Annotated in this window: 19 protein-coding genes; all 19 read left to right on the top strand. The window is 56.7% G+C overall.

The genetic code is table 11. The annotated features are described in order from the left end of the window. Positions 1-194 precede the first annotated feature (194 nt). On the top strand, positions 195-509 hold the full coding sequence (locus ACW4YW_RS15110; protein ID WP_457138309.1) for an HNH endonuclease: 315 nt from the start codon (positions 195-197) through the stop codon (positions 507-509). A 107-nt stretch (positions 510-616) separates the two neighbouring features. Next, positions 617-1,111 (top strand): phage terminase small subunit P27 family, encoded by a 495-nt coding sequence (locus ACW4YW_RS15105; RefSeq protein WP_457138308.1) that lies wholly within the window; start codon positions 617-619, stop codon positions 1,109-1,111. A gap of 82 nt (positions 1,112-1,193) precedes the next feature. Continuing rightward, positions 1,194-2,807: a terminase large subunit gene (locus ACW4YW_RS15100; RefSeq protein ID WP_457138307.1), complete on the top strand. Its 1,614-nt coding sequence runs from the start codon at positions 1,194-1,196 to the stop codon at positions 2,805-2,807. 5 nt (positions 2,808-2,812) lie between these two features. Further along, positions 2,813-2,986, top strand: a complete 174-nt coding sequence (locus tag ACW4YW_RS15095; protein ID WP_457138306.1) for a hypothetical protein — start codon at positions 2,813-2,815, stop codon at positions 2,984-2,986. Continuing rightward, entirely contained in the window at positions 2,949-4,277 is a 1,329-nt protein-coding gene (locus ACW4YW_RS15090; protein WP_457138305.1) for a phage portal protein, read from the top strand. Before ACW4YW_RS15095 ends, ACW4YW_RS15090 begins: the two co-directional genes overlap by 38 nt. After that, entirely contained in the window at positions 4,274-4,957 is a 684-nt protein-coding gene (locus ACW4YW_RS15085; protein WP_457138304.1) for an HK97 family phage prohead protease, read from the top strand. The genes ACW4YW_RS15090 and ACW4YW_RS15085 overlap by 4 nt, the downstream gene beginning before the upstream one ends. A 64-nt stretch (positions 4,958-5,021) precedes the next feature. Continuing rightward, positions 5,022-6,332, top strand: coding sequence for a phage major capsid protein (locus ACW4YW_RS15080; RefSeq protein WP_457138303.1), 1,311 nt, complete (start codon positions 5,022-5,024; stop codon positions 6,330-6,332). Positions 6,333-6,385: 53 nt separating this feature from the next. Next, complete coding sequence (locus ACW4YW_RS15075; RefSeq protein ID WP_457138302.1) at positions 6,386-6,604, top strand: hypothetical protein; 219 nt, start codon at positions 6,386-6,388, stop codon at positions 6,602-6,604. After that, positions 6,604-7,167 (top strand): head-tail connector protein, encoded by a 564-nt coding sequence (locus ACW4YW_RS15070; RefSeq protein WP_457138301.1) that lies wholly within the window; start codon positions 6,604-6,606, stop codon positions 7,165-7,167. Before ACW4YW_RS15075 ends, ACW4YW_RS15070 begins: the two co-directional genes overlap by 1 nt. After that, entirely contained in the window at positions 7,167-7,532 is a 366-nt protein-coding gene (locus ACW4YW_RS15065) for a phage head completion protein (RefSeq protein ID WP_457138300.1), read from the top strand. The genes ACW4YW_RS15070 and ACW4YW_RS15065 overlap by 1 nt, the downstream gene beginning before the upstream one ends. Further along, on the top strand, positions 7,525-7,956 hold the full coding sequence (locus ACW4YW_RS15060) for a hypothetical protein (RefSeq protein WP_457138299.1): 432 nt from the start codon (positions 7,525-7,527) through the stop codon (positions 7,954-7,956). The genes ACW4YW_RS15065 and ACW4YW_RS15060 overlap by 8 nt, the downstream gene beginning before the upstream one ends. Before the next feature lies 1 nt (position 7,957). Further along, positions 7,958-8,560 carry a phage tail terminator protein gene (locus tag ACW4YW_RS15055; RefSeq protein ID WP_457138298.1) on the top strand — a complete coding sequence of 201 codons (603 nt, stop codon included), beginning with the start codon at positions 7,958-7,960 and terminating at the stop codon, positions 8,558-8,560. Positions 8,561-8,562: 2 nt separating this feature from the next. Further along, a complete protein-coding gene (locus ACW4YW_RS15050; protein ID WP_457138297.1) occupies positions 8,563-8,745 on the top strand; it encodes a DUF2635 domain-containing protein in 183 nt (60 codons plus the stop codon). Continuing rightward, positions 8,742-10,235, top strand: coding sequence for a phage tail sheath subtilisin-like domain-containing protein (locus ACW4YW_RS15045; protein ID WP_457138296.1), 1,494 nt, complete (start codon positions 8,742-8,744; stop codon positions 10,233-10,235). Before ACW4YW_RS15050 ends, ACW4YW_RS15045 begins: the two co-directional genes overlap by 4 nt. 55 nt (positions 10,236-10,290) lie before the next feature. Further along, the gene (locus ACW4YW_RS15040) at positions 10,291-10,650 is read left to right on the top strand and encodes a phage tail tube protein (RefSeq protein WP_457138295.1); all 360 of its coding nucleotides are present in this window, start codon (positions 10,291-10,293) and stop codon (positions 10,648-10,650) included. Next, positions 10,650-10,979, top strand: a complete 330-nt coding sequence (locus ACW4YW_RS15035; RefSeq protein ID WP_457138294.1) for a phage tail assembly protein — start codon at positions 10,650-10,652, stop codon at positions 10,977-10,979. The genes ACW4YW_RS15040 and ACW4YW_RS15035 overlap by 1 nt, the downstream gene beginning before the upstream one ends. Before the next feature lie 126 nt (positions 10,980-11,105). Then, entirely contained in the window at positions 11,106-12,701 is a 1,596-nt protein-coding gene (locus ACW4YW_RS15030) for a tape measure protein (RefSeq protein WP_457138293.1), read from the top strand. A gap of 14 nt (positions 12,702-12,715) precedes the next feature. Further along, positions 12,716-13,927 carry a DNA circularization protein gene (locus ACW4YW_RS15025; RefSeq protein ID WP_457138292.1) on the top strand — a complete coding sequence of 404 codons (1,212 nt, stop codon included), beginning with the start codon at positions 12,716-12,718 and terminating at the stop codon, positions 13,925-13,927. Beyond that, positions 13,924-15,036: a phage baseplate assembly protein gene (locus ACW4YW_RS15020; RefSeq protein ID WP_457138291.1), complete on the top strand. Its 1,113-nt coding sequence runs from the start codon at positions 13,924-13,926 to the stop codon at positions 15,034-15,036. Before ACW4YW_RS15025 ends, ACW4YW_RS15020 begins: the two co-directional genes overlap by 4 nt. Positions 15,037-15,038: the final 2 nt, after the last annotated feature.

Here is a 15,038-nt window from a genome sequence, read left to right as displayed (position 1 = left end):
GACCGAACAACCCGATCTAGCCTCCGCTGGTCGGGTTTTTTGTTGTCTGCTTACAGCCTAGATGCTTTGCCAGCATCGCTCCTCCTGAGGCCCGGTTCATTCCGGGCCTTTTTATTTTCTGGTCTGGTGGCTGTGCGGTTGTGGTGTGCCATCTCAGCTGCATGAGGACAGTCATCAGTCCAGAGGGTAAATCGATGGATAGGCGAACTTCATCTGCCAAGCGCGGCTATGGCTACAAGTGGCAAAAAGCCAGGGAAGGGTTTTTGAAGCACCATCCTCTCTGCGCGGACCATCTCAAGCGCGGGCAGGTGAAGCAAGCGACTGTGGTTGACCATATCAAACCACATCGAGGCGATATGGAGTTGTTCTGGGACAAGGACAATTGGCAAAGCCTTTGTGATGAATGCCACAACATTCACAAGCAACGCCTGGAGAAGTCGGGCAAGCAGATCGGGTGTGACCTCTCGGGCATCCCTGACGATCCGGGCCATCACTGGCGCCGGACATGAGGGAGGGGAGGGTAAAAACTTCAAGGGCTACCCGCTCTAGACCGCTTGCCTACCTCTTTTCGCAGCCCCGCAAAATCCAATGGGGGTGGGGGTAAAGGACATAAGCAATGGGAAGACCAGCAAAACCTACCAACCTGAAGATCATCGAGGGCAATAAGGGCAAGCGATCCCTCAACAAGCAAGAGCCGGATCCGCAATACCTCACGGATTTGACCGCGCCGGACTGGTTGCCCAAGTCAGCCAAAGCGGTGTGGGATGAAGTCATCCCGCATCTGCGGAACGCGCACCTGGTGACCTTGGTGGATGTTCAGCCACTTGCCATGGGTTGCATGGCAATTGCGCAGTACCGTTATGCGGCTATGCGCACCGGCGACGAGATGGTGAAGGCGAAGCACAAGGAAGATGAAGAGGGAAAGCTGGTCGAGTACGGCGAGCACGTCAACCCTTGGCTGATCGTGCAATCGATGTCTTTCAAGCAGGCTATGGCGATGTTTCAACAATTTGGCATGAGCCCGGCCGCAAGAACAAGAATTTCAGTCAACCCGCAAGGTGATCTGTTTGGCAACTCGGAAGGCAAGACAGGTACGGATTACTTCTCGTGATCCGGTCACGACCTATGCGCGTGATGTCATTGCCGGAAAGATAGTCGCTGGCCCGCATGTGAGGGACGCTTGCAAGCGCCACATGCGCGACCTGAAAGAAGCCCCTGACCGGGGCTTTTTTTTCGACCTCGAAAAGGTCGATAGGGTGATCGGGTATTTCCGGGATGTTTTGCGGTTGAACGGCGGCCAGTTCGAAGGTAAGCCTTACGAGGTGCTTGGCTGGCAGGCATTCGCGCTCGGCTCGTTGATGGGCTGGGTTGATCCTGATGGTTTGCGCCGCTTTCGCATGGCCTACATCGAAACAGGGAAAGGGAGCGGAAAAAGCCCGCTGGCGGCAGGCATTGGATTGTATGGTTTGACGGCGGACGGTGAAGCTCGGGCGGAAATCTATGCCGGCGCCACCAAGAAGGACCAGGCCATGATTCTGTTCCGCGATGCGGTTGCCATGGTCGACCAGTCGCCCCAGCTTTCTGCGCGGCTGCGCAAGTCGGGTGTGGGGGAAAACGTCTGGAACTTGGCGTACCTGGACAAAGGCAGTTTCTTCCGTCCGATCTCTGCGGATGATGGTCAATCAGGCCCCAGGCCGCACATTGGACTGCTGGACGAAATCCACGAGCATAAAAACAACGCCGTGGTGGAAATGTTGCGCGCCGGTACGAAGTCCCGGCAGCAAGCGCTGATTGTGATGATCACGAATAGCGGTACCGACAAGCGGACCGTATGCTGGGACTATCACGATTACGCATGCAAGGTTGCAGCCGGTGTCATCGCCGACGATAGCTTTTTCGGCTACGTGTGTGCGCTTGATGAAGGCGACGACCCATTTGCCGATGAGTCTTGCTGGCCCAAAGTCAACCCAAGCCTTGATGACGGATTGCCTGGGCTGAAGTACCTGCGCGAGCAGGTGACCCAGGCGCGAGGGATGCCGAGCAAGGAATCGGTGGTGCGGCGCCTTAACTTCTGCCAGTGGGGGGAGGCAGAGTCGCCCTGGATTGGTTCTGATGTCTGGTTCGGTTGCGCGCCTGATGATGAATTTGACGAAGCCTTGCTACTAAACAGGCGATGCTGGGGCGGGTTGGATCTGTCCAGCACCCAGGATTTGACATCCTTGGTGCTGAAATTCGAGCCCATACCGGAAGATCCCGTATGGCGCCTCAAGCCATGGTTCTGGCTGCCAGGCGATGGTCTACACGAAAAGGCCGACCGCGATCGGGTGCCGTATATTGCCTGGCGCGATGCCGGCCATCTGATTGCCCTGCCGGGAAGGGCGGTGAACAAGCTCGAGATCGCACACAAGCTGGCCGAGCTTTGCGGCCTGTACGACGTGCAAAAAATTGCGTTTGACCGCTGGCGCATCGAGGACTTGAAAGGCTTTATTGATGGCGAGGGATTATCCATTGCGCCACTGGAGCCATTTGGTCAGGGCTATAAGGACATGGGGCCGGCTGTTGATGAGTTCGAGCGGCAGCTGCTCTCCAGGGAAATGCGGCACGATGGAAACCCTGTCATGACCTGGTGTGCGGCGAACGCAATCGTGATGACGGATCCCGCCGGCAACAGAAAAGTTGCCAAGGAAAGGGCAAGCGGTCGCGTCGACGGTATTGTGGCTGGGATCATGGCAACTGGTTGCGCATCCCATGCTGAAACAACAGAAAACCTGGATGACTTCTTGAGTGATCCAATCATTGTGAGCTGATCCTGATGAAAAACCTACTTTCTCCCGCCGTTATGGCTGTGTCAGGGTTTGTAATGGCTTCGGCACTGAGTATCGCCGGGATGTATCTTCTGGCTGGTACTGGCTGGGCTTTCATGGTGGCTGCAATTCATTTCTACCTGATTGCTGCGATTATTTTCCGAGGGTTGGCACGTGGCTGATTCACTATGGAAGGTGATCGGAAAGGGGCTCAGCGTCAAGGGAATCATTGGTGTTGATCCAGGCACTATTCGGCTCACGGACGGGGAGTTTTGGGGCCGCTGGCTCGGAAGCAATAATTTCAGCGGCAAGGCGGTGTCGGTAAATGCGGCCCTGCAACTGAGTGCTGTGTGGTCTTGCGTCCGCCTGATTTCGGAGACACTCTCCACGCTGCCCGTCAGTGTGGACAAGGTGTTGGACGACGGCTCAAAAGAGCCTGTCAAAAACCATCAGCTCTATTATCTGTTGCACACGCAGCCCAATGCAGATATGACCGCCGCTGTTTTCTGGCAAGCCTTCATTGCCAGCTTGCTGTTATGGGGCCGGACATACGTGGAAAAGAAAATGAGCGGCAATACCATCACGTCGCTTGTATTCCTGATGCCCAACCTAGTCACCAGAAGGCTGCTGGCGGACGGTGATTATGAATACCGTTATACCGATCCGAAAACAGGCAAGGCGCGGATAATTTCTGCCGCCAATATGTGGCATACGCCAGCCTTCACGGTTGACGGCGTCAATGGTCTAACACCGGTTCAGGTTGGGGCGAATGTCTTCGGGGCTGCGATGTCGGCAGATGAAGCGAGTGCCGATACCTTCAAGAACGCCATGAGGTCGCCAGGACTGGTGCTGATGGATGCTGTGCTGACCAAAGAGCAGCGCCAGCAGGTGCGCGAACACGTGGCTCAAGTGTCTGCATCTGGCGGCGTGATGGTGATGGAAAAGGGTGTGGGGTTCCAGCAACTTTCCATGAACCCGCAGGATGCTGAATTGCTGTCTTCGCGTAGTTTCAATGTGGAAGAAATCTGCCGATGGTTCCGCGTGGACCCTTCGCTGGTAGGGCACAAGCAAGGCACTACCCAGTGGGGCACAGGCATTGAGCAAATGATGATCGCGTTCCTGACGTTCACCCTTCGGCCCTGGGCTGTGAGGATTGAACAATCGATCAAGAAGGACCTGTTCAACCCGATTGAAAAGCGGAACCTTTCCGCTGAGTTTGCGATAGAGGGCTTGCTTAGGGGTGACAGCGCCGCAAGAGCTGCTTTCTATTCCAGCATGACGCAGAACGGTATTTACACCCGCGACGATTGCAGGCGCAAGGAAAACCTGCCGGCCATGGGTGGCAACGCTTCCGTATTGACGGTGCAATCCAATTTACTGCCGATCGATATGTTGGGGCTCAACATCAAGGACCAGGCAGCCGCCGAGGCGCTGCGCAATTTCCTCAACAACAATTCGGGCGAGGATGAATGATGAGAAGTAAAGACGCAGGCTTGCAACTCAAGCGCAAACAGATCGGATTCAAGGCTGATTCGGTAAACGATGATGGAACCTTTACAGGCTACGGTTCGGTGTTCGGCGTGCTGGATTCCTACCGTGAAATCGTGGCGCCGGGTGCGTTCAAGGAAAGCCTTGAAAAGATCAAATCCACCGGCGACCCGCTGCCTGCCCTGTGGCAGCACTGGGGAAGCGAGCCGATTGGCGGCTACGACGATCTTGCAGAAGATGACCATGGCCTGAAGGTTCAAGGCTTCCTGCTCAAGGATGAAATCCCGAGGGCGAAGGAAGCATATGCGCTCATGAAGCGCCGGGTGGTCAAGGGGCTATCCATTGGGTATTACGTCCTGGAAGATTCCTGGAATGAAAAAGACCGGATCCGCACGCTGCAAAAGCTAGACCTGGTCGAAATCAGCATTGTCACCTTCCCAGCCAATGAAGAAGCGCTGATTGATGCGGTGAAAACCCGGCTTGCCGAAGGGCAGTTGCCGACATTGCGTGAATTCGAGGATTTCCTGTGTGAGGCAGGGTTCTCAAATTCTCAAGCCAAGGCTATCGCTGGCAATGGCTTGAGCAAATTGCTTGGTCAGCGCGAGGCTGACAGCAAATCCAGCGAATTGCTGCAGGCCCTTAAAGGGTTCGAGCTGCCACTGTAAATAACCCTGTCTCCACACAAGCCCGCTTATGCGGGCTTTTTTATTGAGGAAAACAATCGTGAAAATGACTGCAATCTTACTCACCCTGGTGTTGGTCCCAGCGTTGTTGCTGATGCTGGCGCCAGCCGTAAAACAATACTTGGGCGACGTCTCCCTTGCCTACATGACGCGAACCGGCATGCTGCTGTGGGATGCACCTCCAGAAGCCACAATCGAAGCCGTTCAGAAAGAGCTGAAACGCATTGGCGACGATATCAAGACCCAGGGCGAGAAGGCCCTGGCCGAGGCCAAGAAAGCCGGCGATCTATCTGCCGAGACCAAAACAAAGGTCGACGAACTGCTGGTCAAGCAGGGCGAATTGCAGGCCCGCCTGCAGGAAGCCGAGCAAAAGCTGGACAAGCAGACTGCCGGCGGCAGCGATGAGGCCGAAGAAACGGTTGGGCAACAATTCATCAAATCCGAGCAATTCAAGGAATACCTGGCAAAGGGAGATCCGCGCAATTCCAGCGTCAGCTTCCCGATCAAGGCCATCACAAGTTTGCCTGCCAGCGCGGGCGACGGTGTTGCCCCTGACCGCTTGCCCGGTATCGTGAGTTTGGCCCAGCGCCGTTTGACGGTGCGCGACCTGATCACGCCTGGCCGAACTGAATCCAATGCCATCCAGTACCTGAAGGAAACCGGATTCACCAATAGCGCAGCTCCCCAGGCTGAAGGCGTTAAAAAGGCAGAGTCGGATATCACGTTTGACTTAGTGAATGCCAATGTCATCACCCTGGCCCATTTCGTGAAAGCTTCCAAGCAGATACTGGATGATTTCGCGCAATTGCAATCCTATATCGACGGCCGCTTGCGTTACGGCTTGGCCCTTGTTGAAGAAAACCAATTACTAAAGGGTAGCGGCGTCGGCAATAACCTGAACGGCATCTATACCCAGGCAACAGCATATGCTGCCCCTATCGTCGTGGCGGATCCGACCCGCATTGACGTACTGCGGCTGGCCTTGCTGCAAGCCGAGCTTGCAGAATTCCCAGCCACAGGCATCGTCCTGCATCCGTCCGATTGGGCGGCCATCGAGCTGACCAAGGACGACAACGGCGCTTACATTTTTGCGAATCCACAAAGCCTTGCTGCTCCGGGATTGTGGGGCCGTCCGGTGGTGGCAACCCAGGCCATGACAGTCGATACCTTCCTGGTGGGTGCTTTCCAGGTGGGTGCGCAAGTGTTCGATCGCGAGCAGGCCAATGTCGTTATCGCAACTCAGAACGAGGATGATTTTGTGAAAAACATGATCACCATTCGTGCTGAAGAGCGTCTGGCCCTTGCTGTGTATCGCCCTGAAGCATTCGTGAAGGGCGACATCACACCAGCCCCTTAACAGCTAACGGGGCCATCTGCGTAAATTGCAGATGGCCTTTATAGGAGAACAAAATGGTTAAAGCAGTAGCGTTGGAAAGTTTTACCCATGACTCGCTCAATGTCCGCCGCGGTGATGATCTGGACATTGCCGAGTCGACCGCGCGGGATCTCGAAAAGCATGGTTTGGTAAAGGTTTCCGAAGTGAAATCTGCACCTACTTCGCAGAACAAGAAAGCGCCGGTTGCGCAGAACAAAACCCAGACAGACTCCAACTCAACCAAGGCTGATTGATGCAATACCGTGTTATCACGCCGCCAGCGGCCGAGCCGGTCACGCTTGAGGAAGCCAAGCTTCACTTGAGGGTAGATGGGTCGGAAGAGGATAAATACATCCTTGACCTGATCTCCGTCGCTAGAGCGTCATGTGAGGGTTTCCTGGGTTGGTTCGTTGTTGAACAGACCATTGAAATGGCTTTGTGCATGTGGCCCCGCAATCCTTATGAATTGCGCGTTTCGCCCGTCACTGAGGTGGTTTCGGTGAGCTACTCGGACCCGGAGGGGCAGGTTGGTGTATTGGACCCGGACGCGTATAGGCTCAATAGCTTTGTTACGCCGGAGCAGCTTGTATTCAATGATGCCTTACTACCACAGCTCTCGCCGGTATTCGACGCGGTCAAGATCGTGATGAAGGTTGGCAACTACGGCGTGATTCCTTCCCCGGTAAGGCATGCCATCCTGCTTTATGTCGGCCACTTTTACGCGAACCGCGAAGCGACGGCGCCAACAGGCGTTGCAGAAATGCCGCTTGGAGTACAGCACCTGTTGCAACCATACCGCTCATGGATGGGCGTGTGATGGGAGCCGGTGCATTGCGTGAGCGCATCCGCATCAAGAAGCGGGAAGGGCAGCCTACCATGGGCGGCGGGGTTCATGAGCATTATTGCCTGGTGGCTGAAGTATGGGCGGAAATGGTGCCGGTGGGTAATGCGTTGTTCTTTGGGGCCATCCAAATCGCGGAATCAGTAACGCACAGTTTCAAGGTGCGGATGGATGCCAGTATTGGCCTGACACGTCATGGCATTGGCGGCGATCACGTCATTGAATGCCGAGATGGCGATGCATGGTACAGGTACCGTGTGAAACGCTCGGACGAACTGAAATCCGAACGGCATCACCTCTTGATTCAGACAGAGCTGCTAAAGGAGTTATGCGATGGCTAGAGAGGGCAGCTGGGCCGAAGTCAATGTGAAGTGGGAGGGCTATGCCCGGATCGACTTCGACAAGGTCAAGATCCGCAAGGCTATGCGTCTAGTTGGCCGGAATGTCCAGCGCCAATCCCGGAAACTGGTCTCACGGCGCGGTGGCGTGTCGCGGCCTGGGCAGGCTCCAAGCCGTAGCACCGGCGCGTTAATGCGCTCTATCAAGGTGAAAGTCTCCAGGCCTGGCTTCCTGGTCCGCATCGCACCGGAAAAGATCACAGCCATGGGCAAGGATTTCTACCCGGCTTTCCTGCATTACGGTAGCGAAAAAAACAATCTAAAGCCTCGCAGCAACTACATGGTCGAGGCGCTGCGCATAGAAAGATTCAGAACCCAGTCCACCATCTCGAGCGCCTTGCAAGACGCACTGATCCCAAGGAAGTGACATGGACCTGACCAATATCATCATCGCCCTGAAAGAGCGTTGCCCGAGCTTTGGTGAGGCGCCCAACCGGCGGTTTGCAGGGGCGGCAGAGTTTGCTGCGCTGCAGGAAGAGCAAAGCATGGATTTCCCCAGCGGCTACGTCATTCCGATGGATGACGAAGTGCTGGAGCAACAAAGCCAGAACGGATACCGGCAGATCATTCGCGATATGTTTGCCGTCGTGGTGGTGTTCAACAACAAGCAGGACGGGCGGGGACAACACGCGGTGGCCCAGGCGGTCAACCGGATCCGCAAAGAGCTGTTCCGGGCGTTGCTGACCTGGGAGCCTGATGAGGAACATACCCGTATTGAGTACGAAGGCGGCACCGTGCTCCACGTCAACCGCGCGCACTTGTACTACCAATTCGAGTTCAGCGCCCAGACGGTGATTCTTGAAGAGGACACCTGGCAAGCTGTGCACAATGCCGCGCTGCCAGCGTTTTTAAGTATGGGTATCGAGATGGACTGTATTGATCCCTACGATCCCAACCTCGTGAGCATAGGCCCGGATGGCCGCATTGAAGTACACGCCGAGCTCGTCATCCCACAAACCCAGGAGACATGAACATGCATGTAATACCAGTTTCCGGCAGGCAGGTGCCTGATCCGGTGAAGGGCGACTATTTGCCCAAAGAGGGGCGCCAGGTGCAGAAAGACACCTATTGGCTGCGCCGTGTCGCGGATGGCGATGTAACCGTGAAGGCTGAAGGTGAAGAAACAACCAGCAAGACCAAAGGGGCTACCAAATGACCGTCTCGTTCAACACCATTCCTCAGAATATCCGATCCCCCCTGTTCTATGCCGAGGTGGACAATAGCCAGGCGGGCTACTTTACCCAGAACCAGCGCATTCTGCTGGTCGGGCAAAAGCTCGCCGCAGGCACTGCGCCTGCCGATGTGCCGGTGCTGGTAAGCCGCACCGACGAAGCGCGCGGACTCTTCGGCCTCGGCGCCATGCTAACCAGCATGCACGAGATTGTGCGGCTTAACGACCTGGCCGGCGAAGTGTGGTGCCTGCCTGTGGCAGACCCTGCCGCCGGGGTGGCAGCAGCCGGCACGGTGACGTTCTCTGGCTCGTCTTCCGAGGCCGGTACGCTCAATCTTTATATCGGCGGGGACCGCCTGCAAGTGCCGGTAGCAGTCTCCGAAACGCCGGCCGACCTGGCGACCGCACTGGCTGCGGCTATCAACGCGGATGCCAGCCTGCCTGTGACTGCGGCAGCTGCGGCTGCGGTGGTCACCGTCACCGCTCGCCACAAGGGGCTGTTGGGCAACGACATCCGCCTGCAGCTCAATTACCGTGGCAGCGCCGGTGGCGAAACCACGCCGACGGGCCTTGTGGTTACCCTGGTGCAGCCGACAGGCGGCACCGGCGTGCCGGACTTCGATGCGGCGATTGCGGCGCTGGGCGATGAGGAGTTTGACTTCATCATCCACCCATATGCCGATACTGGCACACTGGATGAGTTCAAGAGCCTGATGAACGATGATGCCGGGCGCTGGAGCTACACCAAGCAGATCTACGGCCATGTGTACACGGCGAAGCGTGACAGCTTTGTGAACCTGCAGAATTTCGGGGTTCTGCGCAACGACCAACACCACTCCATTGCAGGCTTCGAGCCAGGCGTGCCGAACCCCAGCTGGGAATATGCGGCAGCCTACGGCGCGCGCAATGCGGTGTTCATCAAGGCAGACCCTGCCAGGCCGACACAGACGGGCGTGCTGCATGGCATCCTGCCTGCACCGGCCAGCCAGCGCTTTATCAAGACCGAGCGCGAAACCCTGCTGAACTCGGGAATTGCAACCAGCATCGTCGACGCTGGCGGCAATGTGCTGATCGAGCGGGCCATCACCACTTACCAGAAAAACAAGTGGGGCCAGGCCGACCCGAGCTACCTGGACAGCGAGACCATGCACCAACTGGCGGTGATCATCCGCCGCATGCGTTACCGCATCACGCAAAAATACCCGCGCCACAAGCTGGCAAACGACGGCACGACCTTCGGCAGCGGCCAGGCGATCATTACGCCCAAGGTGGCACGGGCCGAGTTCCTTGCTGAATACAAGGCTATGGAGCTGGAAGGCCTGGTAGAGAATTACAGGCTGTTTGCCGACAACCTGATCGTGGAGCGCAATGCCAACGATCCGAACCGGCTCGACGTGCTGTTCCCGCCAGACCTGGTCAACCAGCTGCGTGTGTTTGCGGTGCTGGCGCAGTTCCGCTTGCAGTACGCGGCGTAGAGTTTTTCATCAACACAAGCCCGCCTAGCGCGGGCTTTTTTATTTGGAGAATCCCATGGCTGCAAAACGTATTGCCGGGGTGGTGTATTTCAAGATCGACGGCGAGCAGCTGGAATGCACCGGCTCGCTGCAAGTCCCGCTGAACACCAAGGTGCGCGAGAGCGTGCTAGGCCAGACGAAGGTGGCAGGCTACAAGGAAACGCTGCGTGCCGGGTACATATCCGGCGCCTTCGCCTTCGATGCCGATTTCCCGGTCGAAAAGGTGACCGAGGGTGAGGATATGACCATCACGGCGGAATTGGCGAATGGCAAGACCTACGTGCTCTCAGGCGCATATCTGGTGGATGAGAGCGATGTTGCAAACGATGACGGCACCGTCGAGCTGCGGTTCGAAGGCGATGGAGAGTATCAATAATGAGCGGCGAAATTTTTAAACTCAAGAAGCCAATCAAGGCCCACGGCGAGGAAGTCACGGAACTGACCCTGCGCGAGCCGACCGGCGATGATATTGAGAAGTTTGGGTTTCCCTACCTGGTGATTACTAAAGCCAACGGAGACACCGGCATTGAGATACGCACAAATGTCGTTTATCAATACATCTCAAAATTGGCGGCCATCCCCAAGGAAAGCGCGAAGCAGGTGAGCCCTGGCGACCTTTCCCTATTGAGCGGGATGATCATGGGTTTTTTCGGGGAATCGGAGCCGGACCAGGAGACGCCGACCGAAGCAGAAGCCAGTTCCTAGAGCTGGTGTTTGACCTGGGTTATGCCTGGCAGATAGACCCGGATGTACTACTCGCAAAGCCGCTATCGCGGCTTTCGTTGTTTATTGAGCAAACAAACCGCATCGCGGAAAAGCAGGAGAAGGATTATGGCAGATAAGTTCCAGCTGAAAGCCATCATCAGTGCGGTAGATAAACTATCGCCAAGTCTCAAAGGTATTCAAAAAAATATCAAGATCACCAAAAAAGCTTTAGGTGATATCCGTGTAGCCGGCGGCGATTTGCTTACCAAGCTTGGTATTGGTGGTGCAGCCCTTACTGGCGGCATCTTCGGCGCGCTGCGCACGATTGTGGGGGAAAACTCCAAGTTCGAGAAGTTCGAATCCATCCTCTCCACTATAGAGGGAAGTGCGGAAACGGCCCGAAAATCGATCCAGTGGATAGATAAATTTTCGAATGAAACACCGTATGACCTGGACGAAGTGACCGAAGCGTATGTGCAGTTGCGCGCGTATGGGATTGATCCGACCAATGGCAGCTTGCGATCGGTGGGGGATGCGGCAGCCGGCATGGGTAAGAACATTATGGATGTTGTTGGGGCATTGTCCAGCGCCATGGTGGGTGAGAGTGAAAGCCTAAAGTCCTTTGGCATTACTGCAAAGAAGACGGGTGACACCATCGCTTATAGCTGGAACGAAAACGGCAAGATGATGGTGGAAAAGGCCAAGGCCAATAACCGCGCTCAGATCGAAGCGGTTGTTACAGGCATTTGGAATCGCCGTTATGGCGGGGCGATGGAGAAACTTTCCAGCAGCTGGGATGGACAGTTGGCAATGATTAAGGGCTATGTCCTTAACTTTGCACGTTGGATTGGCGAGCGCGGGTTGTTTGAAAAACTGAAAGGCAACCTACAGGTCGTAATTGACCGATTTGCCGCTTGGGAAGCGGACGGCACATTGACCCGATTGGCAGACGAGATATCCAGAAATCTTGGTGAGATCGTTGACCAGGTTATGAGATGGGCTAGTGAAATAGATTGGGCCGCAATGTGGCAGGGCTTTAAATCTGGCGTGGCAAGCATAAGAGATTTCATCAACGCCATGGGTGGTTTGAAAACCGTGTTGATAGCGGTTGGTTTAATAATGCTGGCAGGGCCGGTGGCTTCCATATTTCAGATTATTTTTGCGGTTGGAACTTTAAGTAAAGTGATATTCGGTTTGATCTTCACCTGGGATAAGGCAACCAAAACCCTACTGCTAACTAATCCTGTGATGTTGCTTATTGTTGGAACCTTGGCTTTGATCGCGTGGGCTGCCTACAAGATCATCAAGCAATGGGACCCATTGAAAGGTTTTTGGGAAAACCTTTGGAATGGCCTCAAGTTGGTGGTTCAGGATTGGTGGGATTTCCTTCTTGAAATATTCAGCTGGAACCCGATCAACTTGATCCTCAAGGCTTGGGGTGGGGTCTTCAATTTCTTCAGCTCATTGTTCGACAAAATCCGGGGCGTGCAGTCCGCCGGCGCCAACATGAGTGTGCAGACGTCTGCACAGGATGAATCCGGCAATCGGCCGGCGCTCAGCCCCCGGGTGAAGGACATGAACCGCGCCCAGGTGAACGGCGAGATGGTGGTGAAGTTCGAGAATGCGCCCCAGGGCATGCGGGTATCGCCCGGCAGCACTAACCAGTCGGGCATGTCGTTCAATCCCGAGGTGGGATACCGCCCATTCGTCACACCGTTTTAATCGAGAGGTAACCCATGGCCTGGCAGGATGAGTTGTTAGCGGCATCCTTCAGGGGTGTTGCGTTCCATGTCGAGAGCGAGGAGATGTCGGGCGGCCGTCGTGGGCAGCTGCACGAGTACCCGTTCCGTGATACGCCTTACTTCGAGGATACCGGGCTCAAGGCGCGCACCAAGAATGTCTCAGCCTATGTGATCGGGCCGGAATACATGGCGGCGCGGGATGCGTTGCTTGAGGCGCTGGAAGCGAAGGGAGCGGGCGACCTGGTATTGCCCTGGACGCATAGCCTGCAGATGGCGGTAGAGACTTACCGCCTGGTGCACTCCAACGCCGAGGGCGGCATGTGCCGCTTCGATATCAGCTTCGTGCAGGCGGGGGAGGTGACATTCCCTACCGCCCGCATCGCGACCAGCCGGCAGACGATATCCGCCGTTGAGGTGCTGGAAGAAACTGCCATTGAGCAGTTCAGCGAGGTGTTCGATGTCGATGGCCTGCCGGCCTACGGGGTGGAAGACGCCATTGCCGCTGCCGAAGGGGCGGTGAGCGAGATTGAGGGCGCGGTGGGCAAGGTGGGCGGCGTGCTCAATAACCCAATCGGGTCGCTTGAGGGTGTGTTCGGCGACATGGTGAACAACCCGGTGGAAATGGGCCGGCGCTTGTTCGGCATCTTCTCCAAGGTGGGAGCCGTGATCACCACGTCCAACAACATGGTGACGGGCTACAGCATTTCCGATGCGATCAACCTGAACCGCGCATTGACCACGTTGCGCGCCCTGGGCTTGTTCCAGCGCGAAACGCGGTCTGGCAGTACAACGCCGATTCGCACGCAGATCCTCGACAACCGCGATGCGATCAACGACTTGATGCGCGCTGCGATCATTACCCAGGTGGGCGGCATGACGGCGGTGATGCCGTTGCCGGTGTACGACGATGCCGAGCAGCTGCGCAACGAGACCCTGGCCGCGATCGATGATGAAATGCTGCAGGCCAATGACGATATCTATGTGGCGCTGGCTGACCTGCGCGCCAAGATCCATACCGACATGAGCACGCGCATGCAGGAATCGGTGCGGCTGCGCGAGATTGTGCCGGTGCAGGTGCAGCCCGGCCTGGTGCTGGCGTATGACCTCTATGAATCCGTGGACCGGGAGGGCGAGATCATCGCCCGCAATCGGATCCGCAACCCTGGCTTTGTGCCGACAGAGCCGCTGAAGGTGCTGGCCTCATGAATGACGATGACGTAACGCTGAAGGTTGGGGGCTATGAGTTTTCAGGGTGGACGGAGATCGAGATTGCGGCGGGCATAGAGCGCCAGGCACGCGACTTCAAGCTTGAGATCACCCGCCAATGGCCGAAGTCCACCGGGCTGGAACGCCTGGTAAGGCCAGGCGACTTGTGCGAGCTGTGGATCGGCAGCAACAAGCTGCTGACTGGCTACATCGACGCCACGCCGATCAGCTACGACAGCGAGCAGGTGAGCGTGGGCGTATCCGGCCGCAGTAAGACCGGGGACCTGGTGGATTGCTCTGCCGAGTTCGGTGCCGGGCAATGGCGCCGCCGCAAGGTGGAAAGCATCCTGGCGGACCTTGCCAAGCCTTACGGCGTATCGGTGACGGCCCAGGTGGACACGGGCGCTGCCATCCAGGACCACCAGATACAGCCAGGCGAAACGGTGTTTGAATCCATCGGCCGCCTGCTCTCACTACGCCAATTGCTCTCTACCGACGACGGCGAGGGCAATGTGGTGCTGATCGAGCCGGGTAGCGGAGGCAAGGCGACTACCGCGTTGAGGATGGGTGAGAACATCCTGCAGGCGGATATCGGCCTGGATTATAAGGATGTATTCACCTATTACGAATGCAAGGGCCAGCAGGCTGGCAGCGATGAAGACGATGCGCAGCTGAGCACCACGTCCAATGCGCGCATCAGCGATAACTCCCTCGGGCGCTACCGCAAGCTGATCCTTACGCAATCGGGGCAGGTCGACACCCAAACCTGTGCGGACCGGGTGCAGTACGAAGCGTTGAACCGCCAGGCCAAGGCGCAGGAAGTGGTTTATACCGTGCAAGGCTGGCGGCAGGCCGACACTGCTTTATGGCTGCCGAACCAGTTGGTGCGCGTCGTGGACCCGGTGATCGGCTTTGACGACGACCGCCTGATTGTCGAGGTGGTGTATCGCAAGGGCGCGGGCGGTACGACAACCACCCTCAAGCTGGGGCCCTTGGCCGGGTACATCCCCAGCCCCGAGGCCCGTAAGAAAAAGAAGGGCAAGGGCGGCAATGATGCCGATTGGCTGAAAGACGCCCACTTGGTGGAATTTCCGGTAAAGACGGGGTGATG

Source organism: Methylobacillus pratensis, from assembly GCF_054072455.1.
This window is presented reverse-complemented; position numbering and strand designations above follow the sequence as displayed.

What these genes read in the sequence shown, in the direction of transcription:
- ACW4YW_RS15110 (WP_457138309.1), top strand. Translation starts at nt 195, where the DNA reads ATGGATAGGCGAACTTCATCTGCCAAGCGCGGCTATGGCTACAAGTGG.
- ACW4YW_RS15105 (WP_457138308.1), top strand. Translation starts at nt 617, where the DNA reads ATGGGAAGACCAGCAAAACCTACCAACCTGAAGATCATCGAGGGCAAT.
- ACW4YW_RS15100 (WP_457138307.1), top strand. Translation starts at nt 1,194, where the DNA reads ATGCGCGACCTGAAAGAAGCCCCTGACCGGGGCTTTTTTTTCGACCTC.
- ACW4YW_RS15095 (WP_457138306.1), top strand. Translation starts at nt 2,813, where the DNA reads ATGAAAAACCTACTTTCTCCCGCCGTTATGGCTGTGTCAGGGTTTGTA.
- ACW4YW_RS15085 (WP_457138304.1), top strand. Translation starts at nt 4,274, where the DNA reads ATGATGAGAAGTAAAGACGCAGGCTTGCAACTCAAGCGCAAACAGATC.
- ACW4YW_RS15080 (WP_457138303.1), top strand. Translation starts at nt 5,022, where the DNA reads ATGACTGCAATCTTACTCACCCTGGTGTTGGTCCCAGCGTTGTTGCTG.
- ACW4YW_RS15075 (WP_457138302.1), top strand. Translation starts at nt 6,386, where the DNA reads ATGGTTAAAGCAGTAGCGTTGGAAAGTTTTACCCATGACTCGCTCAAT.
- ACW4YW_RS15070 (WP_457138301.1), top strand. Translation starts at nt 6,604, where the DNA reads ATGCAATACCGTGTTATCACGCCGCCAGCGGCCGAGCCGGTCACGCTT.
- ACW4YW_RS15065 (WP_457138300.1), top strand. Translation starts at nt 7,167, where the DNA reads ATGGGAGCCGGTGCATTGCGTGAGCGCATCCGCATCAAGAAGCGGGAA.
- ACW4YW_RS15060 (WP_457138299.1), top strand. Translation starts at nt 7,525, where the DNA reads ATGGCTAGAGAGGGCAGCTGGGCCGAAGTCAATGTGAAGTGGGAGGGC.
- ACW4YW_RS15055 (WP_457138298.1), top strand. Translation starts at nt 7,958, where the DNA reads ATGGACCTGACCAATATCATCATCGCCCTGAAAGAGCGTTGCCCGAGC.
- ACW4YW_RS15050 (WP_457138297.1), top strand. Translation starts at nt 8,563, where the DNA reads ATGCATGTAATACCAGTTTCCGGCAGGCAGGTGCCTGATCCGGTGAAG.
- ACW4YW_RS15045 (WP_457138296.1), top strand. Translation starts at nt 8,742, where the DNA reads ATGACCGTCTCGTTCAACACCATTCCTCAGAATATCCGATCCCCCCTG.
- ACW4YW_RS15040 (WP_457138295.1), top strand. Translation starts at nt 10,291, where the DNA reads ATGGCTGCAAAACGTATTGCCGGGGTGGTGTATTTCAAGATCGACGGC.
- ACW4YW_RS15035 (WP_457138294.1), top strand. Translation starts at nt 10,650, where the DNA reads ATGAGCGGCGAAATTTTTAAACTCAAGAAGCCAATCAAGGCCCACGGC.
- ACW4YW_RS15030 (WP_457138293.1), top strand. Translation starts at nt 11,106, where the DNA reads ATGGCAGATAAGTTCCAGCTGAAAGCCATCATCAGTGCGGTAGATAAA.
- ACW4YW_RS15025 (WP_457138292.1), top strand. Translation starts at nt 12,716, where the DNA reads ATGGCCTGGCAGGATGAGTTGTTAGCGGCATCCTTCAGGGGTGTTGCG.
- ACW4YW_RS15020 (WP_457138291.1), top strand. Translation starts at nt 13,924, where the DNA reads ATGAATGACGATGACGTAACGCTGAAGGTTGGGGGCTATGAGTTTTCA.